A 24,829-nucleotide genomic window follows, 5' to 3' on the forward strand; every position below is an offset into this window, starting at 1 on the left:
TCCTCCTTAGCCGAAACGTCCCGAAATATAGTCTTCTGTACGCTGATCTGCTGGGGTTTGGAAGATAATATCTGTTTTATCATATTCCACAACCTCTCCACTGAGGAAAAAGGCTGTGCGATCAGAAATACGTGCGGCTTGCTGCATATTATGTGTCACGATAATAATCGAATAATCTTTCTTTAGCTCCTGCACAAGCTCCTCTACCTTTAAAGTAGAAATAGGATCTAAGGCAGATGTTGGCTCATCCATTAAAATAACATCTGGCTCAATCGCTAGACAACGTGCAATACAAATACGTTGCTGCTGCCCACCTGATAAACCATAAGCATTTTGATTTAAACGATCCTTTACTTCATCCCAAATTGCTGCACCTCGTAGTGATTTCTCAACAATTTCATCCAAAATCTTTTTATTTTTAATACCATGAATTCTTGGTCCATAGGCAATATTATCATAAATTGATTTTGGGAATGGATTTGGCTTTTGGAACACCATGCCTACACGTGTTCTTAGTTCCTCCACTGTATAGCTCTTATCTAAAATATTACGCTCACGATAGACAATTTCACCTGATGTTCGAACGCTCGGTACAAGCTCTACCATTCTATTTAATGTTTTTAAATAGGTCGATTTGCCACAGCCAGAAGGTCCAATAATTGCCGTTACTTCATTTTCATAGATGCTTAAATTAATGTCCTTTAAACCGTGATGATCACCATACCATAAATTTAAGTTGCGTGTATCATAGACAATATTTTTTGCCACAGCCACAGAAGATTTTGTTGTCTTATGAATGGATTGAATATTTGTTGTTTCCTTTTTTACCTCAAGTACCATAAGGTCACCTCATTAATAACGTTTTTGGAATTTATTACGAATAAAGATAGCAATGGAGTTCATTAATAAAAGCACGGTCATTAGCACTAAAATACCTGCTGCTGCCACATACTGAAAGGCTTCCTGTGGTCGTTTTGCCCAATCATAGATTTGCATTGGTAATGCTGTAAATTGGCTTAAAAAGCTATTCGGTAAAAATTGTAAAATAACTGGAATTCCTAAAACAACAAGTGGTGCTGTTTCACCAATGGCACGAGAGAGTGCTAAAATACTGCCTGTTAAAATCCCTGGAATTGCGGCTGGTAGCACAACACGTAAAATCGTTTGCCATTTTGTTGCGCCCATGCCATATGAGGCTTCACGCTGCTCATTTGGCACTGCACGAATAGCCTCCTGTGCAGCCACAATAATAACTGGTAGAATTAATAAACTCATTGTAAAGCCAGCAGCGAGCACACTTTTACCTAGCCCTAACATACGTACAAAAATTGTTAATCCAAGTAAACCAAAAACGATGGAAGGGACACCTGCTAAATTAGAGATATTCATGCGAATAAAGTCGTTGATTTTATTTTTCTTGGCATATTCCTCTAAATAAATCGCTGTGCCTACGCCTAAAATAATAGAGACAGGCGCAACAACTGTCATTAACCAAAGCGAGCCTACTAGTGCTGCCTTAATTCCTGCTTTATCGGCAAATCGTGATGCAAAGTTTGTTAAGAAATCGATATTTAAGTAATCAATTCCCTGTGTAATAATGCGATACAGTAAAATTGCTAATGTCACAAGCGCAAAGGTCGTTGCGAGGAAAAATAACGTTTTCCAAACTTTATTGAACGTAATACGCTTGGTCATTCGTTTCATCACGACTGAATCATCTATATAGCGCATGCTAGTAAACCTCCCTGAAGCGTTTCGAAATATAGTGAGCAAGTAAATTCATTGCTAATGTAAAGATAAATAGTGTGAATCCAACAGAATAAATAGAGTAATAGATTGTTGTACCATAGCCCGCATCACCTGTTGATACTTGGACAATGTATGCTGTCATTGTTTGAATAGAATCTGTAACATTCAAATCAAATTTCGGTGTAGAACCACCCGCAAGTGATACAATCATTGTTTCACCAATTGCCCGGGAAATAGCTAGTACAACTGAGGCTACAATACCAGATAAGGCAGCTGGTAATACAACTTTGATAGCCACTTCAAATTTTGTTGCTCCTAGCGCTAAAGCCCCTTCACGCATACTGTTTGGTACAGATGACATGGCATCCTCTGACAGAGAGGTAATCATTGGTAAAATCATAATTCCTACAACAATTCCTGGACTAAGTGCATTAAATAATTTAAGTTCAGGGAGAATTCCTTGTAATAATGGTGTAACAAATGTTAAAGCGAAGAAACCATACACAATTGTTGGTACACCTGCTAATACCTCTAAGATAGGCTTTACTGTCCGTCTTGTTTTTTCACTTGCATATTCACTTAAATAAATTGCTGAACCAATACCAAATGGGACAGCTACTATAATGGCAATCAGCGTGACTTTCAATGTCCCAGCGATCAATGGTAAAATCCCAAATAGTGGTTCATTCCCTGAAAACGGAAGCCATTGTGTACCAAAAAGAAAATCTGTAATCGACACACGTCTGAAAAATTCAAACGTTTCAAAAATAAGGGTGAAAACAATACCAAATGTCGTTAAAATTGAAAGTATAGCTGCAGAAAATAATAGAGTTGGCATTGCTTTTTCCACTATTTTCTTTGTTTTATGGTTGCGCGAATTTGCAATTAATTGCTGTACAGATGATGTCTTATTTTCCTTTTGAGAAACCATTGGGAACTCCTTTCAAATAAGAGAGGGAAAGAGCATACACCTCTTTCCCTCTATGCATGTCTTCTTATTTTAAGCCTTCTAAAGTTTTTAAGCCTTCTGTATATTGCTCTTCAGGTAAACGAACATAACCAACTGCCTCAGCCATATCGCCTGCATTTTCTAGTGTAAATTGAATGAAATCATATGCCGCCTCATTATCTTTCATGGCACTATTTTTTACATATGTGAATAATGGACGTGAAAGTGGTGTATATTCACCTGCTTCAATTGTTTCATTTGTTGGCTCTACGCCATTGATTTTCACGATTTGTAATTTATCTTTATTTTCAAGGTAGTAAGCATAACCAAAGAAGCCGATTGCGTTTTTATCACCTGCAACACCTTGGACAAGCATATTATCATCCTCTGATAATGTCGCTGCACTTACAAGATCAGCACCATCTAATATCACTTCATCAAAGTAATCATATGTGCCTGAATCCGTACCTGGTGAATAGAAAACGATTTTTTCATCTGGCCAAGATGGATCAATATCAGACCATTTTTTCTCTGTGCCATCTTCAATCCAAATTTTTTGTAGTTGCTCGACTGTTAAATCTTGTGCCCAATCGTTTTCTGGGTTCACTACAACCGATAAACCATCATATGCTAAAGCTAGCTCTGTAAAATCAATGCCTGCCTCTTCTAATTTAGCTTTCTCTTCATCCTTTATATTACGAGATGCATTTGAAAAGTCTGTCTCACCTGCGATGAATTTTTCAAAACCACCACCAGTACCAGAAACCCCTACTGATACCTTGACATCTGGTTGTGTACCTGCATACTCTTCAACGACTGCTTCAATAATTGGTGCTACTGTTGAAGAACCATCTCCAGCCACAGAGCCTTGTAGCTTTTCATCAGATGCCTCTTGCCCTGCGTCTGTTGATGCATTTGTTTCTGTGCCATTACCATTTTGGGCAGACTCGCCACCACATGCACCAAGCATTAATGCAGAACCCATTACCGCTGTCATTGTTAAGTACTTCCACTTTTTCATTTCATTTGCCTCCGTCACTAACTGTTTTATAGTTATTTATCTTACAGTCTTTACTATAATGACTAATTGTTGAAGTCGTATAAAGGGTTTGTAAAAGAAGTGTAAAGGCATGTAATGCTTTGTAAACGATTGTAAAGACATATTTACAATGTAAGAAGCTTGCTTCCTATAGGAAAGATGTTATAATAAGCAATTGTGTCAGAAATATTTTATGAGGAGTTTGAACTTTGTGATGAAACATGCAAATGTACAAAATGCCGATTATTTTAAAACATATTTATCACTCGTAATGGAGCGTCGAGAGCTCACGTTACAGGAGGCTATTAATTTTATGATGGCGTCTTATTTCTATCATAATATAGAGCTTTATGGAGTAAAGCCAAAGGAGCAATTTGAATTAGCCATTCAGCAACTATCTGCGTAAAGCTTGTTTATACACTAAATCGTTGTACTTCTTCATTATGATAAAAGGCGTTTGCTAAAGCTTTAGCAAACGCCCTCTTTACTTCTATTGTAATTTAAATTTCGCGACAGATTGATTAAGCTCATCAGCAATTTTTACAAGCTCCTCCGAATTATGCACAATATCAGCCATGGCTATATTGGATTTTTGCATCAATGCGGAGGTATTTTCCACCCCTGCCTGTGCCTCTTCTGTCACCGCAGCCACATTTTCAATGGCATCATTCATATGACTACCGCGCTCTGAAATACTTCGTACATCATAAGCAATTCCTTGAATTTGCTGCTGCATTTGCTCCACCGCTTTATAAATTCGCTGGAAGGTTTCACCTGTTTCCTTTAACGTATTCGTCCCTTTATCTGCCTGCTCGTAACCTAGCTCAAGTGTCTTAACCACCTCGCTGGACTTCTCTTGAATACCCGAAACAATAGCAGTAATATCGCCAATAGAGCTTTTTACCTCTTCTGCTAGCTTTCGTACCTCATCCGCTACAATGGCAAATCCTTTCCCATGCTGACCTGCACGAGCCGCTTCAATCGCAGCATTTAATGCCAATAAATTTGTTTGTTCTGCAATCCCTTCAATCACCTGCACCAAGCTAGAAATATCCTTTGATTGATGATCCAACGTCTTCACTTGTTCCACCGACTCCTCAACACTTTTATAAAGAATCGTAATCTGCTTTTCTGCCTCTATGATATGTGTAAAGCCTTGTTCTGTTAATGCAAGCACATCTACAGACTCTGTATGTAGCATAGTCCCCTTTTGATTGGCATCATCTATTTGCGTTGTAAAATCCTTCATCATTTCAGAAAGGTCAACCGTTGTTGCAGCCTGCTCCTCTGAGCCTAAAGCCAAGTCTGTCATTGTTTTCTCTACAATATCATTACCCCGCTTGATTTCTTCCATCTGCCCAAATTGATGGCTAGACATGGCAGAAAGGTTCGAGGAATGCTGATGAATGCCTTGAATCACCTGCTTCAAATGATGGGTCATTTTTTGAAAGGCGGTTGTTAACGTACCAATTTCATCGGATCTATCTGTGTGAATCGCTATTGATAAATCACCTTCTCCCATTTTGTGAACCTGTTGGGCAAGCTTTTTTAATGGTGCTACAAGATAGTAGCTTAAGCTATAAACCACAATCATGCTGACTAAAAATGCCCCCCCGATAAAGAGCATTAAATTTCTTTTTTGTTTTGCCATATCTGTATAAATGGCTGTCGCGTCTAAATCAGCGCCAATCACTCCGATTACTGCTCCTGAGCTTGCTTTGATGGGAATATATGCTGAAACTAGTGCCCCATACGACTCTTCATTTGTCATTTCAATTTGCATCTTGCCTGTTTGAAAGGTTTTTTCGATTCTCGGAAGAATCTCAGGGCTATCTTCTTTTTCGCCCAAAAGGGATTCATCCTCATCCCCGACTGGTAATCCATCTACCAAATAAAAATAATCATAGCCTTTGTCTGTTTGTGCACGCCCCATTGTATATAAATAGACAAGACCTGTTGACTCGCGATATTCATTTAGCGTTTCGCGCAACTCAGAATAGTATGCTAGATCATGATCCGCTGCTTGTAATGTAATCTCTTGCTCATATCTCTCTATATCAATCTTATTGAGTGACTGCATAGCGATCGTGCCCGCTACATTGCTTAACGATTCTTCAATTAGTCGAATTGAAGAATGGTAGGTAGACCATGCAATCAACACAGACGTAATGAACACTACAATTGAAAAATAGAGTGTCATCTTTTTCTGAATACTCCCCCACATCCTCATTCCCCCTGTTATTTCTAAATACCCTACGAATGCCCCAAAGTCTATTTATGACAATTTATTTAATAAATTATACGACATTGTTATCTACTACTAAACATTCCATTTTAAAGCGTAACACCAAATAAATTTTATAACTAGTCTTGAAAAGCATAAAAAAATAAAAGTGGATTCGGAAAAGTTTATTTTCCAAATCCACTTTCATATAAGGTTTATTCCTGCTCATCTTCACCAATTTTTTCTTCTGTAATGGCTGGTAAAATTGACTATCCTAGATAAAATTCAACCTAAATCATAAAAGCTTTCTAGTACTAATTAACATCAACTTTTTCTATATTTTAACATATTCCCCTCTAACAGCTTGATTAGAGCCCGAAAGTAACAAGACTTTAAATTTATTCGAATTGCTATTTCCTACTTAGCATTAAATATCGTGAAAAACAGATTTTATATTTAATCACTAGCGTGGTATTAAAATAGTTCAACGCCATAAGTAAAACTGAATTTTCTATAATATGATTTATGCATAAAAAAACCTTTATAATGGTTGGATGATGGTAAGACTATCTAAATCCAAAATAAAGGACAATCACATGGGTAAGCTTGCGCGAAAAACATCATTTGAACAATGGCTTTTCCCTATTTCGACTACACCAATGGAGAAACTGATTAAAATCCACCAATTAAATCATTATACAAAGAAGCTGCTCATGGCTTCATTTCTGAAATTATTGTTATTTGCACAACTGAATGAAATCGAAAGTCTGCATGTGGTCAGTGATACGCTGTTTTCAGATGACCTACAAAAAGCAACGAATTCAAATCATTAACTCTAGTACGTTGCCATTGAGTCTGAACAACCATCGATGGATTGAATTCCGTAAAACGAAGTCAGGCATCAAGCTGCAATTACGCCTTGTTTATGTAGAAAAAACTGTTCCCATCCAGACAAACGCAAAAAACATGATCATGTTCAATTAGAAGTGTTGATAGATGATAAAGAATGCATGTATGTCTTTGACCGTGGCTACTTGGGCTATGAGGGGTTTGACCATATGACAGATGACGGCTATTTTTTTGTGTCGCGTTTACAGAAAAACGCCGTCACACGTGTACTAGGTACGTTTGAACTACCTGAAGATTCAACTGTATTAACAGATGAAATAATAGTCATTGGGACATCTCAAAACCGCGCTGAACATCTCTTTCGTCGCATCAATATCCTAGACTCAGAAGGAAACGAGCTCCCTTTGATCATCAATAGCTTTGACTTACGTACAGACGAAATCGCTGAACTGTACAAATCACGCTAGGCCATCGAGTTGTTTTTCAAATGGATGAAGTAACCACTTGAATATCAAAAAATTCTACGGCAGGAGCTAAACAAGCTGTGCATAATCAAGTGTACATCGCCATGATTGTCTACTGCTTACATATACTGGCTCAACTTCATACCAATAGCGCACGAACGTACTTACAAATCAGTCGATACTTAAAAGCGGCACCGTGGAAACCAGCACATAACTAGATTCGAAAAATTGCAGGGAAAGCTGTCCCATAAAGGGTTGTCTGTCTCTAACATACGCGCCAAAGGGTATAGTAAAAAAATGGATGATTACTACCTCTGTTTAGATGTCTTCGTTTTTCTTCTTACAAGTAAAATAAAAAACAGAAAATCCAGTTAATTTTTATGCAACATAGTGCTCTAAAATAAATATTACATCACAATTAAACAATTTTAAAATAGATGCATCCGCTCTAAAACTAAAAAAAAAAGAATAATTGTTAGTTGAGCGCAATAAATTGACAAAGGTCTAGCCTTAAATTAAGCAACTTATGATGGCATTTACTACAATCAAATTAAGATACAGAACTGTACTTAATTGTTAGATACTACCTAACAATAATATACCCCTATTAGGTAGACAGATTAAAAACAAAATCTGTTTATCTAAATAGGGACATATCACTTTTAAATTATCTACTATTCTGGGGACGAGTTTAATATTATATAAGTGTCAAAACCATCATACTTTAAGACTCGACTCGTATATTCAAATTACCTTACTTTTTAGTTATGAGCTTTTATTGGTTTATCTTTCAGCCATCCATCCAGTATACCAATATCCACTACTATTTTTAGATTGGTAATATAAAGTTCCACTATATCTTTTACCATTTTTCGTCATGGTATAATAATATGTTTCTCCTTCATAATATTTTAAATTTACACCATGTATAAATGCTGATGGAGCTGTAGTATTAACTAATTGTTTTTCTTCATTTCCTGATGAAAAATTAATTGTTTCAGATGAGATTGAAGAATTAAGTTCTTTAGCTGAGGATGTCGATGTCAATGCTCCTGGAAACATTAGGACTCCACAAACAACTAAACCTGTAAATACTTTAGATATTTTCATAACATGTACTCCCTTTATACCAATATAGTTTTTAGTTATTTTAAAATAAATATAATTCTGCTTAAGCATATTAATTCACCCTCGAGTTAACTTAATTTTACCATGGATAATATAACCAATTCAATAATCAATTCACGCCAATTCACGCCATATATACCGCCATTTTTTGGCGGCGCTCGTAATAATAACTAGTACAATAGATGCATTGAATTTGGATGGGTTACTACCACCTAACCATTATAAAGGATTTTTTACACCTAGATTAAATTACGAAAAATTTAGATTTGATAGAAGTATTGTATTATTTTAATGCGACCTAGTGCGTTTAAATATTTCTTAAGTATGACATCAGAAGACTATGTCATTAATCCAAGTTCACTGACAAAATTCCGTAAGTTCCGTTTCCAAGATATGAGCTTATTAGATATGCTCATTGCAAAATTATAGAGATTGTTATAGAGAAAGAAGTCATTAAAAATAAAATAATAATCGTGGATGCCACCCATACAAAAGCACGCTATAATCAAAAATCAGCTATAGAATTTTTACAAGAGAAATCAAAAAATGTAAGAAAAGCTGTTTATCAAATCGATGAAAGAAAGTTTCTCATCAAAGACAAATTCTAACGAAATAAATAATAAAGTGTATTACTGCCGTCAAGTCATCGAGGTAGTTGAATCTCAACCTCAAATTGAGATGATTCCAGCTGTAAAAGAAAAACTAAATGTTCTAAAAGAAGTGGTACAAGATTATGAGGGCAGTTAAGTTATTCGACAGAACCAATTGCAGATTCTTCTTTCTTTGATTTTAAAACACATATTGTGACGAATGAATAATAACAGCTGCGGTAGTAACTACTGCCGAGAAGAGTGATGAAAAAGACCTTCAAAAATTAGTTGAAAAAAGTAAAAAAACAGGCATGACTAATGATACAGATTATTCTGAAAAAACAATATCCAGTATGTAAAAAGAAGAAGTCCCACTTATATCTAAACTAAATCCACAAATCACACAAGGTGAACGAAAAAAAGAAGATGGATTTGAGTTTAATAAAGATGCTAATATGGTATGTGTGTAAAGCTGGGTACACGGCCATTCACAAAGCACGGACAGGAAAGAAAAGTCAAGGTGCAACAGCCATTTTCACCGTGAATTTGAAACGAATTATTACATTTTTAAAAGAAAAAATAGTTAATGGAGAATAGAAAAAGACAACTTTCTGTTCGGTATGAATCAAGAAGTTGTCTTTTTTAAAGTTAAACTCTTTCCACAATAAAAAAACTGTACGTTTTTCAGCATCCTTGCTCATTTATAGCGATCTTTTGCTGCACATATTGCTGGGTTTTGTTGTAGAAGATAGGTTTCATTCCATGGATTATTCTTCAGAAAGTACTCAAGGGTTGTACGATCCTTTGGATGGTGACTAAAGGCATGGATTTCTGTTAATTTACCTGTGAACTCAATGCTCCAGATTCCATCGATAAAATGGGGCAAATACCGTAAAACAAGCTTTGTTGATTTGTTGGTGATATGTTAATCTATTCAACAGACAGATACACTCCTTAGATGGATGGTTGTGGGAGAACTTTCATTTTAACCAAAGAGTATATTCTGTCTTTTCATTTTGTTTGTTCGAAATTATTTGAAGCTTTTTTACTCATTTAGAGTTAATAATATTCATAGACCTTCTGTTAGTAATACTCTGCAACCTAAAAACCGCTAGCATCAGAAGACGCTAGCGGTTTCTCTTATTCTTCCGCATCTTCACCAATTTTGTCTGTTGTAATAGTTGGTAAAATCGGTTGTTTAACATCACTAGCCGTCACTTTTTCAGCTTGATATTTTGCTTTTAACTCGAAATATTTATCCAGAGCTTTTCTCGCAATGTCACTATTAGCTGAAAATGGTTGATTAGGATTTGTTGATGCCCAAGGAATAACTACGGCATAGGCAATTTCAGGGTTTTCATACGGAGCAAAGCCAACATGAGTATAAGTAAGTGAATACGTACCCCAATATTGTCGTAAATCCCCATAGTATATTACTTCAGCTGTTCCTGTTTTCCCTGCCGCTGTATATGGTGCATTTTCAAATTGTCTTTTAGCTGTACCCCTTGCACCTGTATAGACACGACGAAGCCCTTGTTTTACATAATCAATTTCTTCTTTAGGGTTATCAATTTGATTTAAAATCCTTGGTCCAACTTCTGTTACTAATTGACCTAACGTTTGTCCATCTTTTGATGGTTTACGCACTTCTTTGACAACATGTGGCTGAATACGATAACCACCATTTGCTACTGTCGAAATATACTGTGCTAATTGTAATGGTGTGTACGTATCATATTGTCCGATCGCTAAGTCAAGTATTTTCCCACCATCGGTTGGGCCGGAAGAACCTCTTACACCACTAAACTCATTTGGTAAATCAATTCCTGTATTTACACCTAACCCAAATCTTGCGTAAGAATTACGCATTTTCGGGAATGTATTTTCATTTAAAAGAAGTGGCATCATATAACTATATGGTGTTCCATTAATAAGTAGAGCTGTTTTAAACATATAAACGTTTGAAGATTGCTCCAAGGCTCTTAAACCATCCATTGAAATATAGCTATTGTGATTAAAAATTGATTTTTTGGCATCAGTACCCTTCAACCAGATCGGTTCATCTCCTAATACAGTATTTGGTGTAATGACCCCTTGACTGTAACCAGTTAATAATGTTGCTGCCTTAACTGCAGAACCTGCCTCATAAGCTGTTGTAAAGGTGCCATACGAATAATCAACAACTTCATTATTTCCTGTTTCGGGATTTTTTTCTATTTTTTTACCAACCATTGATAAAATATCGCCTGTATTTGGGTCCATCATTACTAAAAAGGCACGATCAAGTAAAGACGAGGCCCCTTGTGATTTTAATTTAAGCAGTTCTTCTTCCACAATTTTATCGGTTTCTGCTTGTAGCTCACTATCCAATGCTAAAACTAAATCTTTACCAGGCTCCCCTTCATAAGTTGTAACCGTATCAACTACCTGTCCCTTCTTATTCGTAATATTTTTTACAACTGTTTTTTGACCTTGTAATAATTCCTCGTATTGCGCTTCAATATAACTTTCCCCAACACGGTCATTCCGTGAATAGCCACGTGCTAAATAATAATCAAGCCTTTCTTTTGGTATCCCCTTTGTTGGGACAGTTGTACGGCCAAGAATAGATAAGGACGATAATTTTACACGCTTCCAATCTGTTGTTGTGTTGACGCCTGGTAGCTCTGTTAAACGCTCTGATACACGGGCAAATTCATCTGCCGACACATTTTCACTTTTAATAATTTGAGGTGATAAATTATAACCAGATGCCATCTCTCGATAGATAGCTAATACTTCTAAATCTTCCGCTGTCAATTGTAAAAGCTCTTCATTTGTAATACGCTCACGTACAAGTTTATCAATCTCTGCATTGATTTGACTTGTTGTTATATCTTCTTTTTGTCGAATCTTGTCTTCTTCAGCCTTTGTCACTTTTTCGTAGGCAGCATCATGGTTTTTAAGTATCCAGAAATCCTGTTTATCACGCAACGTCACACGGTTTGTCGGCTGCTCCATTAATTGGGCTAGCTTCTCAGCGATTTTCAGCATTTCCTCTGTTGTCGTTGTTTGCATTTTCGTATAGGTAACGGCATTTTCAGGGTGATTATCGACTAAAATACGCCCGTAACGATCGTACATACGGCCCCTTGGCACACTTGTATTTACAGGAACTTCCTCTTTACTCTCTAAAAACCGTACGTACTCTTCCCCTTTCACGATTTGCATATAACCGAGTCTAAAAATTAACATTGAAAATACAATAAATATTGCAAAGAAAAGGATATTCATACGAAATGTTAAATTAGAATGATGTTTTGCTTTAACACTCGCCGCGCGATTTTTTCCTGGTGCTTTGCGCATATGTATTCCCCTCCTTATCTTGTAATCATTTCAATACACGACACCTAGTATATCATTCGTAGGCAAAGATTGAAAACATCATTTATTTGACGGTACTTCATCACGAAAGGTTGCTCTTCTAGTGCCTTTTTGGATGCTATGCATCACTTTTGTTTCTCTATTCGTCTGATTCTTTATTCGATCTGTCATTTTTGCCTTTTTATCCACCACAACAAAAAAAGACTATGCCAAAACTGTTGGCATAGTCCATTGCTTGATCATTATTTGTATTCCTGTAATTAAGTTCTTCCCTCCCCCAAAATCCCACCAAACCCTTACCACTACTGGCTTTATCGCTATTTCCCTTAAAAATAATCTGTAATTAAGTTCTTCCCCGAAATAGGCTTAAGATTGCAGATTTTAGAGCTTAGCGCGGTCATTTTTAGGCGCAAAAATGATATTAAGTTCTTCCCTGAAGTATGGATAAGAGAGTAGATTTAAGCGAGGGGAAATGCACGATAGCCAACGTTACAAATCTTGCCAAACCCTTGATATGACTGTATTTAGCCAATAAAAAAAGAACCGCACCACGTACAAAAATTGTACGAGCGCGGTCCTCAATCATCTTCCAATCTAACCTCTTACCCTTACTTCGGGTACCAACTTAGTATCAGCAGGAACCAACTTTAGAAGATGGGGAAAGACTTAGTTACAGGAAGATAATCATTATTTTGCTGCTTGGAATTTCTCTTCTACTACATCCCAATTTACCACATTCCAGAATGCACCGATATAGTCTGGACGACGGTTTTGGTAGTTTAAGTAGTAAGCATGCTCCCAAACATCTAAGCCTAAAATTGGTGTTTTGCCTTCCATTACTGGAGAGTCTTGGTTTGGAGTAGACGTAACAGCAACTGAGTCACCATCAACGATTAACCAAGCCCAACCTGAACCAAAGCGAGTTGTAGCAGCTTTTGCAAATTCTTCTTTGAAAGCATCGAAAGAACCGAATTTAGCATCGATTGCTTTTGCTACTTCACCAACTGGTGTATTTGAACCACCTGGTGCGATTACTTCCCAGAATAATGTATGGTTAGCATGTCCGCCACCATTGTTACGTACTGCTGTTTGTTTGTCGGCTGGAAGTGCATCAAGGTTTGCAATTAATTCATTTACATCTTTATCTGCAAATTCTGTACCTTCTAGTGCAGCATTCACGTTTGTGATATACGTTTGGTGGTGTTTTGTGTGGTGGATTTCCATTGTTTTTGCATCGATATGTGGTTCTAATGCGTCATAAGCGTAAGTTAATTGTGGTAATTCATAAGCCATTGTTAAGTTCCTCCCTAAAATAAGAAATAATTAGTACATTCTTAGATTATCAAAATTGGTCAAACCATTCAACGAAAAAACCTTCAATTTGTCGATTTCAGCCTTTTGACTGAAAAACCGATACGTTTACTATTCTACCCTTTTTGCTTTTTCACAAAACCTTAAATCACAATAAAAAATAGAATAATCATTACAATTTGAATAACTGCCTTCGCAACTGTGGATGTTAAAAACCCAATTAAGGAGCCCACACCACTTTTAACAGCCTCACTAAATGTGCGTTTCTCCACAATCAGTTCTGCAATGACTGCCCCTAAAAAGGGACCGATTAAAATCCCTGCCACGGGGATCACAAAAGGACCGATTAATAAACCAATGGTGCTGCCCCACATACCTGCATTGGAGCCGCCAAATTTTTTAATACCAAATGCATTTGCCACCGTATCAGCGCCAAATAATAGCACCACAAATAGAATTTCAATTACCCAGAACCACCAGCTTAGCTCAGCAAATGAGAAAAATAAGCCATATACTAAAAATCCACCAAGTAAAAACAGTACACCTGGAATAATGGGATATACTAAGCCAATAAACGAAATCATAAAGCAGGCAATTACTAAAATCCAGCCAATCACTTCCATCAAGATTCTCTCCCTTTTGATTGTGTATTGTCTTTTATACGCAATCATAAAGCCAAAAGTTTCAACCTGCTAATGACGAATGCCCAAAATAGAATCTGCAATATTTACCGCATGATCCCCAATACGCTCCAAATTGCTAACAATATCCATATAAACCATTCCTGCCGCTCCACTGCATTCATTGGTATTTAACCTAGCAATATGCTTTTGGCGCAATTTATCCTCCATATCATCAATCAAGCTTTCCAGCTCCGTTACCTCTTGTGCTAAGCTTAAGCTTGCAGTATCCAATGCCTCCACACTTTTTCGGACAGCCTCAATAGCTAAGCTAAACATACCAATTAAATCCTGTCGTGCTGATTTGCTTAAGCTGACCTCGTGATGTGCCTTGTATTGTAATAGCTCTAAAATATTTTCAAAATGATCCCCAATTCGTTCAAAGTCTCGGACATTCGTTAATAATGTATGATGCCTTACTGAGTCTGCACGAGAAAGCGGCTGTTTAGACACCATCACTAAATAGTTTGTAATTTCATCGTCTAAATGATTTAAGCCTGCCTCTAATTGGACAACATTTGGAATATGCTCCGCTTCTCCTGTCTTCATATAGAGAAAGGTTTCTTCTAACCCACGTAGGGCATGCTCACCCATGCGTAACACTTCCTCTTTTGCTTGACCAAGTGCAATCGCTGGAGATGAATCAATAAAGGCGGGGTCTAAATGCTTTGTGGTCACATTAATATTGCCATCATGTCCTGGCAGCAATTTCGTGACCAAGGCGGCCAGTCCCGTGATAAAGGGAAGCTGTATCATCATGTTAAATACATTAAATGAGCCGTGTGCCATCGCAATTTGCATGCGAGGCTCTAAATGGAACAATTCACTAACCCACTGGACATAGTGGAGAAAAGGTGTGAAAAGTATCATAAAAATGATCGTCCCAATCACATTAAACAGAACATGTACCGCGGCTGCTCGTTTTGCATAGATGGAAGCACCAAGTGACGCTAAAACAGCTGTCACAGTCGTGCCAATATTTTCACCAAATAAAATCGGTAATGCACTATCTAAGTCAATTAGATGCTCGGCATATAAACCTTGCAGTACTCCTACTGTTGCGGTAGAGCTTTGCACAAGCAATGTCAATAATGTTCCTAAAAATATACCAATTATTGGTTGTTCACTTAAATGAAGTGTTAGTGACGTAAAATTGGCAAGCTTATGAAGGGATTGCATACTCGTACTCATCAACTCTAATCCTAAAAATAAGCCCCCAAAGCCAAATACGATTTGTCCCATATGTTGATAAGCAGCTTTTTTGAAGAAGAATAAACAGCCTGCCCCAATTGCTAATAAAGGATAAAAATAAATGCCAATATCAATGCCGATAATAAAGGCTGTAATTGTTGTACCGATATTGGCGCCCATTATAACACCGATTGCTTGACGCAATGTTAAAAAGCCTGCACTAACCAAGCCTACTGTAATAACCGTTGTAGCAGAGCTTGATTGAATACAAACCGTCACAAATATGCCAACTAAAACGCCCATAAACGGATTAGTTGTAAAGCGATTTAACCATTCACGTAAGCGATCATCTGCTGACTTTTGCAGTCCATCCCCCATAAATTTAATGGAAAATAAAAAGACTCCTAGCCCGCCTAAAAACTGAAAAAATAAACTTTGCCAATCTATTATCAATTGTTTTCGCTCCAATTCCTACATCTCTATTTGTAATCATTAAAGGATGACAAACAAAAAGTAAAGAAATCTCCTTATTTCTTTACATAATGTTAACATTTTATCATGAATATCTTTCTTTCATACCTTGTCCCCCTTGAACATGTTAAAATATCGATTGGAGGAGATATAGTATGAAACACTCACAGCTTTTTATTGATAGTCTTATTCATCCTAAAAAACTAGCAGCCTATCGTTTACTACCTATTGGAAAAGTTATTCAATATACCTTTCTACTCATTACCATTGTAACCGTATTTTCTTTAGGCCGGTTTGCGGCAGGAATGTCTGTGGATACTTTTGATATGAGCAGTTTCAATGGCTTAACTGAATACATAGAAGGCATTAAGTGGCTCTTATATCCATTTACCTTCCTTATGCTTTTTGTTGTGACAACGCTGCTTATTTTTGCACAAATTGCGATCTATGCGCTAGCAGGTTTATTTATCTTAAAAATCATGAAGCGTCGCGGCGAATATCGTCATATATGGCGAACAACAACCTTTGCCATAACATGGGCAACTTTATTGTCCATGCTAGCTGACTATTTACCCATTCATAATGCCATTATCTCTGTGATTTCTTTATTTTTAACAATTATTCTATTAATTGTAGCCTTTACAAAATATCCAAAACAACCAATCGCAAAATAATGTGCATGAATCCCCTCTCTGCTCAATATAGTGTAGAAAAGGAGGGGATTTTTTGCGAGCGCTTATCTTAACAGCCATTATTATTGTGATTGCCTTTGTAGTAAAAGTAGATTTAACAGAAGGGTCCATACCACTAACAGCCTTACAAACAAAAAATACAGCAACAACATCACTTTGTGAAAAAGAGCCACATTATATTACGGTACAAACGATTGAAGGCGACACGATCCATAGCTTATTTGCCCTACATCCCGCAAAAGTACCCATGACCTTCCCTGAGCGTTTACAGCTTTTTTATCAATTAAATCCACATTTACAATTACAGGAAATCAGTCCTGGTGAACATATTAAGCTTCCTCTCTCGTTTGAATTGGCTAATAACTGCGGAAAATGAAAAGTTAGCGTTTCTTCCTTGTTCTTATTTTCTTACACTGCTAAAATAAATGACAGTGACGGCTGAAAATAGAGGCCCGAAAAGGAGAGAAAGTTAATGAGTGAAATTTGTCACCGTTCAAATACACGTCCTGTACGTGTCGGTAACTTAACAATTGGTGGTAGTAATGAATTATTCATTCAAAGTATGTGTACAACCAAAACACATGATGTAGAAGCAACAGTTGCGGAAATTCTTCGTCTTGAGGAAGCAGGCTGTCAGATTGTTCGTGTTGCTGTACCAGATGAACGTGCAGCAGATGCGATTGCTGAAATTAAAAAACGTATCCATATTCCATTAGTAGCTGATATTCATTTTGACTATAGATTAGCATTAAAAGCCATTGAAAATGGTATTGATAAAGTACGTATTAACCCAGGTAATATTGGTCGTAAAGAAAAAGTAGAAGCGGTTGTCAATGCAGCCAAAGCAAAAGGTATACCAATCCGTATTGGTGTAAATGCTGGTTCATTAGAGCGTCATATTTTAGAAAAATACGGCTATCCTACAGCAGATGGTATGGTTGAGTCGGCTCTTCACCATATTAAAATTTTGGAAGACTTGGACTTCCACGATATTATCGTATCGATGAAAGCATCTGACGTAAATCTTGCTATTGAAGCCTATGAAAAAGCTTCTAAGGCCTTTAATTACCCGCTACATTTAGGTATTACTGAATCAGGTACGCTATTTGCTGGTACCGTAAAATCAGCAGCAGGACTTGGAGCTATCCTATCAAAAGGTATTGGGAATACATTGCGTATCTCTCTTTCGGCTGACCCTGTAGAAGAGGTAAAAGTAGCGCGTGAGCTGTTAAAATCTTTTGGTCTAGCTTCTAATATGGCAACACTCATTTCCTGCCCAACATGTGGACGTATTGAAATTGACTTAATTTCGATTGCAAATGAAGTAGAGGAATATATTTCGACGTTAAATGTGCCGTTAAAAGTAGCTGTGCTTGGCTGTGCCGTAAACGGTCCTGGAGAAGCACGAGAAGCCGATATCGGTATCGCTGGTGCTCGTGGCGAAGGCTTGTTATTCATGAAGGGGAAAACAGTCCGTAAAGTACCAGAAGAAACAATGGTGGAAGAGCTAAAAAAAGAAATTGATAAATTAGCAGCAGAAATGGAAGAAAAACGAGCAGCTGAAGAGGCACAACAGGCAAATGCCTAAGGAGGTGCTAAGTATGCAAAAGCCCCGCTTTGGGATTGATATTGATGGAACTGTCACATGTCCAAGTACACTGATTCCACATATTAATAAACAATATAATGTTAATATTACACTTGATGATGTGTGTGAATATGATTTTTTATCTGCGTTCCCACATCCTGTCGATCGTAGTGCATTTAATACATGGTTTAAGGAAAATGAGCCTTATATGTATAAAGTATCTGAGGTGGCAAAGGATGCCAAAACTATTTTAACAGCTTGGAAAAATAATTTTGAGCTTTACTATATTTCCGCACGAGGCGAAAATGTAGCCGATATTACGGTGGATTGGTTTCAAACACAAGCGATTCCCTATGATCATATCGAGCTGCTAGGCAGTCATGATAAACTAGCTGCTGCAAAAAAATATGACATTGAGGCTTTCTTTGAAGATAAACATGACAATGCCGTTATGCTAGCTGAGGAGCTCCAAATACCTGTTGTGTTATTTGATACGCCTTATAATCGTCTTACTGTGCCTGATAATGTTGTACGTGTCTATAACTGGCAGGAAGCCAATCAATTTATTACAAATTATTTTAAATAAAGAAAAGAACGGTTAGCAACGGGTGAACTGAACCCCTAAATGTGACCACTTCTTTGGCGAATTCCTCTATAGAAGAAGGGCTGTGCAGAAAGTGAAAATCTTTTTGCACAGCCCTTTGTCAGTATGTTTAATATTGAAATTTAGCAAGGGCTAGATGCAAAGAATCAGCCGTAGATGCCAATTGCTGTGCCTTACTATTAATCGCATGAACCGCTAAATTCTGTTGTTCCATCGTTGCCAGTAGCTCCTCTGTACCCGCTGAGGACTGTTGACTCACGGCTGTCATATTTTCGACTGCGCGCACAACCTCTTGTGTTTCCTTTTGAATGGTACCAGAAGCGGCTGTTACATGATTAATTTGTGCCACTGTATCCACAATATGCTGTAAAATTGCATCAAGTGCCTGTTTATTGGCATCAATATAGTGTGTGTTGGTTTGGACAGCAAGTACAACGCTTTGCATCGCCTCGCTCGCCTTTGCTGCTTCCTTTACCACCATATCAATAATCGCTGCAATTTGATTGGTGGATTTGGCAGATTCTTCGGCAAGCTTGCGTACTTCCTCTGCCACAATTGAAAAGCCCTTGCCATGCTCACCCGCACGAGCTGCTTCAATGGCTGCATTCAGTGCTAGTAAATCAGTTTGACTGGCAATCGCATGAATAACATGCAAAATCCGATTAATTTCTGTTGACTGTTCACTAAGATGCTGTACCACCTCAGCTGTTAATGTCACCTGCTCTGACATCTCCCCCATCCCTTGAATGGACTGTTCTGCATGAACCAATCCTTGCTTGGAGGACTCGGTTGTTTGCTGAGAATATGCTAACATTTCCTCAATTGCCGTTTGAATCGTTTGTAACTTTTGCTCAACCTCCTGTGTAACCTCCAATGTTGTTGTGGCTTGCTCCGCTTGGATGGTAGCACCTGTCGCCAGCTCGCTAGTTGTCGTTAAGACTTGGTCAATACTAATGCTCATATCATTCGTAGAAGATTGGAGTTCATCACTATATACATGTACCTGGCTAGAAATACGCGTAGCTGCTTGAATCAGCTCACGCATATTGTCGGTCATATGATTCATGGCCTCTGCAAGCTCACCAATCTCATCCTTTGTATGCACCTGCAATGGTTCCACGGCTAAGTTTCCAGCGGCAATCGTTTTGACCTGCTCCACCGTCTGAATCACAGGCCTAACAATACGTCGAGCAATCCAAATAATGACTACTACTAACACAATAATACCAATAATTGCTAATATAATGGATAGCCACATCGCTTCATTTGCCCCTGCTTTAACTTCATCGGCTGGGATGATAACCTGCAATGCCCATGGAGTAGCTGTTTGGCCAATTTGAATTGGAGAAATAGCAATAAAGGAAGATTCCTGTAAATAAGATGAATAATCCTCTACTATATAGGGCTTCCCTTGTTCAATAGCAGCTAAAATTTTATCTAATTGTTTATATTTTGTCATTTCATCTAGTGATTTATTAACATAATCGGAAGATGGATGAGCCACAAACATCCCAGTATGTGACACAATTGCACTATAGCCTGTATCATATAATACAATTTCACTGTTAATCGCAACTAACGTTTCTAAACTGATATCAATGCCCACAACGCCAACGACCTGCCCATCTACTTGAATCGGAATAGCTGTTGAAGTCATCAGTACCTCTTGTCCATCAATTGGGTAAGTAAGTGGCTCTAAAATAACCTCTTGCTTTTGCGTTTTAGGCAATACATAGTAATCGCTTGTATCATAGTCTTCAAGCGGGGTAACTGTTACTCCGTTACTACTACGTGCCCAATAAGGAAGAAAGCGACCTGTTGCATCATGCCCCTGCTGATTGACAAAGTGTTCATCTTGTCCATCGAAGGCATTCGGCTCCCAAACAGTCCAAACGCCAAGAAATGTATTATTTTGTTCCAATAATTGTCGGAACATATCGTTTGCTAAGTCACGATCGCCCTTCTGCTTAGCTACCATCGTTTCGAGATTAGAGGCTAACGTTCTTGCGGTATCCATCGCATAATCGAGCTCAATCTGCATTTTGTATGCACTTTCAGACGCGCGTGACTGTGCCAGCTGTCGTGCATCATCCACTGCTAATGTATTGGTTTTCACAATATTGACACTTAAAATAATGACGAAAACAATGATCATTGTTGATAATGTTGCCAGTAAAATTTTGTGTAATAATTTCATACGCATCAACTCCTTGTCTATAGAACCATCATACTACAGAGACTGAATTTTCAGATATTTTTCTTTTATAAAGCCGCATATCATCTTATACAGTACAAGATGACATGCGGTTACTATTTTTATTAATAATGGAATTTTGCTAATGTTTGTTGTAAGGAGTTTGTCATAGTGGTTAAGCTTTCTGCCATGTCTTGTAGCTCATGTACAGCTATATTTTGCTGCTCCATTGTTGCTAAGAGCTCCTCCGTTCCTGCTGAGGATTGCTCACTAACAGCTGTCATATTTTCCACTGCTCGTACTACCTCTACTGTTTCCTTTTGAATTAAATGAGAGGCAGTTGTCACCTCATCAATTTGCGCTACCGTATCAACGATATGTTGTAAAATATCATCGAGTGCTTGTTTATTGGCATCAATATAGTGTGTGTTGGTTTGGACAGCCGCCACGACATGCTGCATGGCATCGCTTGCTTTCACAGCCTCCTTCACTACTGTATCAATAATTGCTGCAATTTGACTCGTCGATTTAGCGGATTCCTCAGCAAGTTTGCGTACCTCCTCTGCTACAACAGAAAAGCCTTTCCCATGCTCACCTGCACGAGCCGCCTCAATTGCTGCATTCAGTGCTAGCAAATCAGTTTGACCTGCTATGGCATCAATAACTTGTAAAATCCGATTAATTTCTGTCGACTGATCACTAAGCTGTTGAACCACACTAGCTGTTAATGTCACTTGCTCAGACATGGCCTCCATGCCTTGAATAGATTGCTCTGCATGAACCAACCCTTGCTTAGACGCCTCTGTCGTCTGCTGAGAGCGATGCGTCATTTCCTTAATCGCTGTTTGGATGGCTTGTAATTTTTGCTCCACCTCTTGTGTCACTTCCAATGTAGAGGCTGCTTGCTCTGCTTGTACAGTGGCTCCCGTTGCCAGCTCGCCTGTTGTTGTGAGCACTTGGTCGATACTAACACTCATATTACTAGTGGAGGACATAAGTCGATCACTATATTCTCTAGCTTGATCGGAAATTTGCGTTGCTTCTTGAATCAATGTACGTGTATTACTTGTCATAATATTGACAGCTCGTGCTAATTGACCAAGCTCGTCCTTGCTTTTCTCTGCTAATGGCTCTACGGCTAAGTTGCCATCTGCAATCGCCTGCACCTGTGTCACTGTCAGTGTAATAGGCCGCACAATACGACGAATAAGCCATGTTAACACAATTAAAAGATAAATCATACCGGCGCTACCTATGATGATCATTGTCCATGTTAGTTTTGTTGTTTGTGCTAACACTTCTTTGGTTGGCACTGTCACAAGTAATGACCAAGGTGTTTCCGCTTTCCCAATATGAATGGGCGCAGTGACAATATAGCTTTCCTCCTGTAAATAGCTAGAAAAATCTTGGACGATAGAAGCTTGTCCCTGTTGAATGGCAGCCTGTATATCCTTCATATAGGTATAATCCTCATGCTCAGCTAACGGCGTTGTCACGTAGTCATTGTTGGGATGTGTCACTAGCATACCTGCATTTGAGATAAGGGAGCCAAAGCCACTATCAAATAGTTTTACTTGTTGGCTTAATTCGGCTAATGTTTCTAAGCTTAGGTCCACAGCAACGATACCTTTAAAATCATTATCAATCGTAACAGGTACAATGATGGAAGTTAATAAGACATCCTTGCCAGCAACAGGATAAACGAATGGTTCCAAAATCATTTCTTGTCCTTTTTGTTTAGGCAGTAAATAAAAATCAGAACTATCATAATCCATAATAGGAGAATGAACAATACGATTGCCGTCACGCGTCCAAAATGGCAGGTAGCGCCCTGTTGGATCATGTCTCTCTGTATTTATGTAATTTTCATCTTGTCCATCAAAGGCATTCGGCTCCCATACAGACCAAACGCCCATAAACTGCTCATTATCCACCAAAATGCGCTGGAACATAGCATCCGTTAAAGCACGATCAGCTTTTTGCTCCTCTACCATTGTCGTTAAATTGGCTGCTAACGTGCGCGCTGTATCCATCGCATAATCAAGTTGAATTTGAATTTGATAGGCATTATCAGAGGCTTCTGCCTGAGCCATTTTTTGCGCTGTCTCATTTGTTAAGTCGTTCGTTTGATAAATATTTACAGTGGTTATCACAGCAAATACAACAAACACTGTGCCAATAACAGTTGTGAGAATTTTCCCTAATAACTTCATATGTATGTCCCCCCTAGATCTAAAGCAATAACCAAATAACGAATTAAGTTGATTATAACATTATCTATGGTAAAAATAGCATCTAGTAGAGGGGGATATATGACTTTTTTGTAGATAATTAATCCTTTTATAAAAAGATTTAAAGACCAAAATAGCTAGACTTCTAGTATTCCTCTTAGCCATCGTTCTACAAAATTTTCAAAGGTAATCCCATAATTTTCATAAACAGCATGATAAACAAAATATGTTCCCAATCGTTCAAGAATTTCATCATTAATTTTCACACCAACCGCACCCTTTCTCATTGTTTTTTACTAAATTTTCAGTTTTTAATATTACCCAAATATCGAACATTCGAGTGGAGGTCGTATCGTTGCAAAACCGTCACAATCTACCGCTTTCATGCCCTTTCTTCGTATTTTTCTTTTCGCTAAGATAGTAGTAACAACTTGCTAGACTGGAGGGACTACTTGTGAAATGGATGACAAAGTTAGCTTGGATAACATGTATGTGTGCACTACTGTCAGGCTGTGGTGAGCGCTTCGCTGAAATTAAAGATGCAGCTTCCGGCATCAATGCAGCAGCAGACTCCGCAGCCAGTGCAGTTAGTCGCGACGTTCATGCTATACGCGCTATGGCCATTAACTATGGAGACACAACTTTTACAGTTAATGACCTATTTAAAACTATTTTACGTGACATCCGCTGGGATTATGACCTCGAAAAAGATGAGCTACATGTGAGAGGCACATGGCAACCCCCGATATTTTCTGATCAAGCGTGGGATCAGGAGATGACAAAAAAGCTTGCTGAGGCTGGAATTGTCAATGTTATTTGTAAAATTACTGATGATACGCTCGATCCCCCACACACTACCATTACACTAAGCTATAAGGATGAAATTATTTTAGAACAAAGTGGCGAGGAAGCTCTTTATCAGCTATATGATACTTTCTTACATCCGTAAATGTTGCTGCGATTCTGCTAAAAACCATAGCAGAATCGTTATTTTTTTAATCGACTAATAATGAAACACCAATGCCTAATATTTGAATAAACAAAAACCATCACGTTATAATAAAAGTATCACGTGATGGTTTGGAGGTGTTCGCTTTGGGACAGAGAAATTAAAAATTGGGGAACTTGCAGAACAAACAGGCATTACAAAACGAACAATTGATTATTATACAAATATGGGCTTGTTGGATGCAGAACGTTCTGCCACAAACTATCGTTATTATGATCCAGCGATGATTAAGCGACTTCAATTCATAGAGCAACGTAAACAACAAGGGCGTTCACTTATAGAAATTCAACAGGAATTAAATATCACACCCTATGAAGAAATCGATGTCCATACGCTTCGTTTAAAAATGCAAGACCTAGAGCAGGATGTAGCTTCGTTGCTAGAACAAATGAACGATCAAGACGATCAAAAAATTGAAATAATTAAGAAAAACGTTTCGCCCTCAAGTATTGCATTAATGCAGTCCTTACTTTTACTTATTCATCATTAGGAGGTGACGTTCT

20 protein-coding genes and 2 pseudogenes are annotated in these 24,829 nt (G+C 37.9%); 9 read left to right on the forward strand and 13 right to left on the reverse strand.

Features of this window, described 5'->3' with window-relative positions:
- Positions 1-6: 6 nt before the first annotated feature.
- From pstB to ADM90_RS16970, 4 genes are all read right to left on the reverse strand, one after another.
- Positions 7-840, reverse strand: a complete 834-nt coding sequence (gene pstB / locus ADM90_RS16955; RefSeq protein WP_053996107.1) for a phosphate ABC transporter ATP-binding protein PstB — start codon at positions 838-840, stop codon at positions 7-9.
- A 12-nt stretch (positions 841-852) separates the two neighbouring features.
- Complete coding sequence (gene pstA, locus ADM90_RS16960; protein ID WP_053996108.1) at positions 853-1,731, reverse strand: phosphate ABC transporter permease PstA; 879 nt, start codon at positions 1,729-1,731, stop codon at positions 853-855.
- 1 nt (position 1,732) lies between these two features.
- Complete coding sequence (gene pstC, locus ADM90_RS16965) at positions 1,733-2,680, reverse strand: phosphate ABC transporter permease subunit PstC (RefSeq protein ID WP_053996109.1); 948 nt, start codon at positions 2,678-2,680, stop codon at positions 1,733-1,735.
- 64 nt (positions 2,681-2,744) lie between these two features.
- Positions 2,745-3,719, reverse strand: a complete 975-nt coding sequence (locus ADM90_RS16970) for a PstS family phosphate ABC transporter substrate-binding protein (RefSeq protein WP_053996110.1) — start codon at positions 3,717-3,719, stop codon at positions 2,745-2,747.
- Positions 3,720-3,951: 232 nt separating this feature from the next.
- Here ADM90_RS16970 and ADM90_RS16975 point away from each other — a divergent pair, with 232 nt between their 5' ends.
- A complete protein-coding gene (locus ADM90_RS16975; protein ID WP_053996715.1) occupies positions 3,952-4,143 on the forward strand; it encodes a hypothetical protein in 192 nt (63 codons plus the stop codon).
- A gap of 84 nt (positions 4,144-4,227) precedes the next feature.
- On the opposite strand, the gene ADM90_RS16980 is transcribed toward ADM90_RS16975, so the two are convergent.
- A complete protein-coding gene (locus ADM90_RS16980; RefSeq protein ID WP_053996111.1) occupies positions 4,228-5,961 on the reverse strand; it encodes a methyl-accepting chemotaxis protein in 1,734 nt (577 codons plus the stop codon).
- A gap of 596 nt (positions 5,962-6,557) precedes the next feature.
- On the opposite strand from ADM90_RS16980, the pseudogene ADM90_RS16985 reads away from it, so the two are divergent.
- Positions 6,558-7,492, forward strand: a pseudogene (locus tag ADM90_RS16985) (IS4 family transposase).
- A gap of 565 nt (positions 7,493-8,057) precedes the next feature.
- On the opposite strand, the gene ADM90_RS16990 reads toward ADM90_RS16985, so the two are convergent.
- Positions 8,058-8,384, reverse strand: coding sequence for a hypothetical protein (locus ADM90_RS16990; protein ID WP_152928041.1), 327 nt, complete (start codon positions 8,382-8,384; stop codon positions 8,058-8,060).
- Positions 8,385-8,705: 321 nt separating this feature from the next.
- Between ADM90_RS16990 and ADM90_RS25190 the strand changes: the two are divergent.
- Positions 8,706-9,559, forward strand: a pseudogene (locus tag ADM90_RS25190) (transposase); the annotation flags it as partial.
- 573 nt (positions 9,560-10,132) lie between these two features.
- Here ADM90_RS25190 and ADM90_RS16995 read toward each other — a convergent pair.
- From ADM90_RS16995 to ADM90_RS17010, 4 genes are all read right to left on the reverse strand, one after another.
- On the reverse strand, positions 10,133-12,337 hold the full coding sequence (locus ADM90_RS16995) for a peptidoglycan D,D-transpeptidase FtsI family protein (protein WP_053996113.1): 2,205 nt from the start codon (positions 12,335-12,337) through the stop codon (positions 10,133-10,135).
- 705 nt (positions 12,338-13,042) lie between these two features.
- On the reverse strand, positions 13,043-13,648 hold the full coding sequence (locus ADM90_RS17000) for a superoxide dismutase (RefSeq protein WP_053996114.1): 606 nt from the start codon (positions 13,646-13,648) through the stop codon (positions 13,043-13,045).
- A gap of 161 nt (positions 13,649-13,809) precedes the next feature.
- Positions 13,810-14,289 (reverse strand): DUF456 domain-containing protein, encoded by a 480-nt coding sequence (locus tag ADM90_RS17005; protein ID WP_053996115.1) that lies wholly within the window; start codon positions 14,287-14,289, stop codon positions 13,810-13,812.
- A gap of 69 nt (positions 14,290-14,358) precedes the next feature.
- Complete coding sequence (locus ADM90_RS17010) at positions 14,359-15,990, reverse strand: Na/Pi cotransporter family protein (RefSeq protein WP_053996716.1); 1,632 nt, start codon at positions 15,988-15,990, stop codon at positions 14,359-14,361.
- A gap of 173 nt (positions 15,991-16,163) precedes the next feature.
- On the opposite strand from ADM90_RS17010, the gene ADM90_RS17015 reads away from it, so the two are divergent.
- The 4 genes from ADM90_RS17015 (at position 16,164) to ADM90_RS17030 (ending at position 18,874) form a co-directional block, all read left to right on the forward strand.
- Positions 16,164-16,682, forward strand: a complete 519-nt coding sequence (locus ADM90_RS17015) for a DUF1189 family protein (protein WP_053996116.1) — start codon at positions 16,164-16,166, stop codon at positions 16,680-16,682.
- Positions 16,683-16,734: 52 nt separating this feature from the next.
- The gene (locus ADM90_RS17020) at positions 16,735-17,076 is read left to right on the forward strand and encodes a hypothetical protein (RefSeq protein WP_053996117.1); all 342 of its coding nucleotides are present in this window, start codon (positions 16,735-16,737) and stop codon (positions 17,074-17,076) included.
- 96 nt (positions 17,077-17,172) lie between these two features.
- Entirely contained in the window at positions 17,173-18,288 is a 1,116-nt protein-coding gene (gene ispG / locus ADM90_RS17025) for a flavodoxin-dependent (E)-4-hydroxy-3-methylbut-2-enyl-diphosphate synthase (protein WP_053996118.1), read from the forward strand.
- A 13-nt stretch (positions 18,289-18,301) separates the two neighbouring features.
- Positions 18,302-18,874, forward strand: a complete 573-nt coding sequence (locus ADM90_RS17030; protein WP_053996119.1) for a 5' nucleotidase, NT5C type — start codon at positions 18,302-18,304, stop codon at positions 18,872-18,874.
- 127 nt (positions 18,875-19,001) lie between these two features.
- On the opposite strand, the gene ADM90_RS17035 is transcribed toward ADM90_RS17030, so the two are convergent.
- The 3 genes from ADM90_RS17035 to ADM90_RS25395 form a co-directional block, all read right to left on the reverse strand.
- A complete protein-coding gene (locus ADM90_RS17035; RefSeq protein WP_053996120.1) occupies positions 19,002-21,089 on the reverse strand; it encodes a methyl-accepting chemotaxis protein in 2,088 nt (695 codons plus the stop codon).
- Positions 21,090-21,211: 122 nt separating this feature from the next.
- Positions 21,212-23,299 (reverse strand): methyl-accepting chemotaxis protein, encoded by a 2,088-nt coding sequence (locus tag ADM90_RS17040; protein ID WP_053996121.1) that lies wholly within the window; start codon positions 23,297-23,299, stop codon positions 21,212-21,214.
- A gap of 155 nt (positions 23,300-23,454) precedes the next feature.
- Positions 23,455-23,583 (reverse strand): hypothetical protein, encoded by a 129-nt coding sequence (locus tag ADM90_RS25395; RefSeq protein ID WP_268766643.1) that lies wholly within the window; start codon positions 23,581-23,583, stop codon positions 23,455-23,457.
- A 197-nt stretch (positions 23,584-23,780) separates the two neighbouring features.
- Here ADM90_RS25395 and ADM90_RS17045 point away from each other — a divergent pair, with 197 nt between their 5' ends.
- Together ADM90_RS17045 and ADM90_RS17050 are read left to right on the forward strand one after the other, a co-directional pair.
- On the forward strand, positions 23,781-24,266 hold the full coding sequence (locus ADM90_RS17045) for a hypothetical protein (protein ID WP_235473716.1): 486 nt from the start codon (positions 23,781-23,783) through the stop codon (positions 24,264-24,266).
- Between the two features lie 208 nt (positions 24,267-24,474).
- The gene (locus ADM90_RS17050) at positions 24,475-24,816 is read left to right on the forward strand and encodes a MerR family transcriptional regulator (RefSeq protein ID WP_235473719.1); all 342 of its coding nucleotides are present in this window, start codon (positions 24,475-24,477) and stop codon (positions 24,814-24,816) included.
- Positions 24,817-24,829: the final 13 nt, after the last annotated feature.

Source organism: Lysinibacillus macroides (assembly GCF_001281525.1).
In the GTDB taxonomy this organism is placed as follows: Bacteria; Bacillota; Bacilli; order Bacillales_A; family Planococcaceae; genus Lysinibacillus; species Lysinibacillus macroides.

Bases quoted from the DNA above. Each gene is read 5' to 3' on its own strand.
- pstB (WP_053996107.1), bottom strand. From the start codon at position 840: ATGGTACTTGAGGTAAAAAAGGAAACAACAAATATTCAATCCATTCAT.
- pstA (WP_053996108.1), bottom strand. From the start codon at position 1,731: ATGCGCTATATAGATGATTCAGTCGTGATGAAACGAATGACCAAGCGT.
- pstC (WP_053996109.1), bottom strand. From the start codon at position 2,680: ATGGTTTCTCAAAAGGAAAATAAGACATCATCTGTACAGCAATTAATT.
- ADM90_RS16970 (WP_053996110.1), bottom strand. From the start codon at position 3,719: ATGAAAAAGTGGAAGTACTTAACAATGACAGCGGTAATGGGTTCTGCA.
- ADM90_RS16975 (WP_053996715.1), top strand. From the start codon at position 3,952: ATGAAACATGCAAATGTACAAAATGCCGATTATTTTAAAACATATTTA.
- ADM90_RS16980 (WP_053996111.1), bottom strand. From the start codon at position 5,961: ATGTGGGGGAGTATTCAGAAAAAGATGACACTCTATTTTTCAATTGTA.
- ADM90_RS16990 (WP_152928041.1), bottom strand. From the start codon at position 8,384: ATGAAAATATCTAAAGTATTTACAGGTTTAGTTGTTTGTGGAGTCCTA.
- ADM90_RS16995 (WP_053996113.1), bottom strand. From the start codon at position 12,337: ATGCGCAAAGCACCAGGAAAAAATCGCGCGGCGAGTGTTAAAGCAAAA.
- ADM90_RS17000 (WP_053996114.1), bottom strand. From the start codon at position 13,648: ATGGCTTATGAATTACCACAATTAACTTACGCTTATGACGCATTAGAA.
- ADM90_RS17005 (WP_053996115.1), bottom strand. From the start codon at position 14,289: ATGGAAGTGATTGGCTGGATTTTAGTAATTGCCTGCTTTATGATTTCG.
- ADM90_RS17015 (WP_053996116.1), top strand. From the start codon at position 16,164: ATGAAACACTCACAGCTTTTTATTGATAGTCTTATTCATCCTAAAAAA.
- ispG (WP_053996118.1), top strand. From the start codon at position 17,173: ATGAGTGAAATTTGTCACCGTTCAAATACACGTCCTGTACGTGTCGGT.
- ADM90_RS17030 (WP_053996119.1), top strand. From the start codon at position 18,302: ATGCAAAAGCCCCGCTTTGGGATTGATATTGATGGAACTGTCACATGT.
- ADM90_RS17035 (WP_053996120.1), bottom strand. From the start codon at position 21,089: ATGAAATTATTACACAAAATTTTACTGGCAACATTATCAACAATGATC.
- ADM90_RS17040 (WP_053996121.1), bottom strand. From the start codon at position 23,299: ATGAAGTTATTAGGGAAAATTCTCACAACTGTTATTGGCACAGTGTTT.
- ADM90_RS17045 (WP_235473716.1), top strand. From the start codon at position 23,781: ATGACAAAGTTAGCTTGGATAACATGTATGTGTGCACTACTGTCAGGC.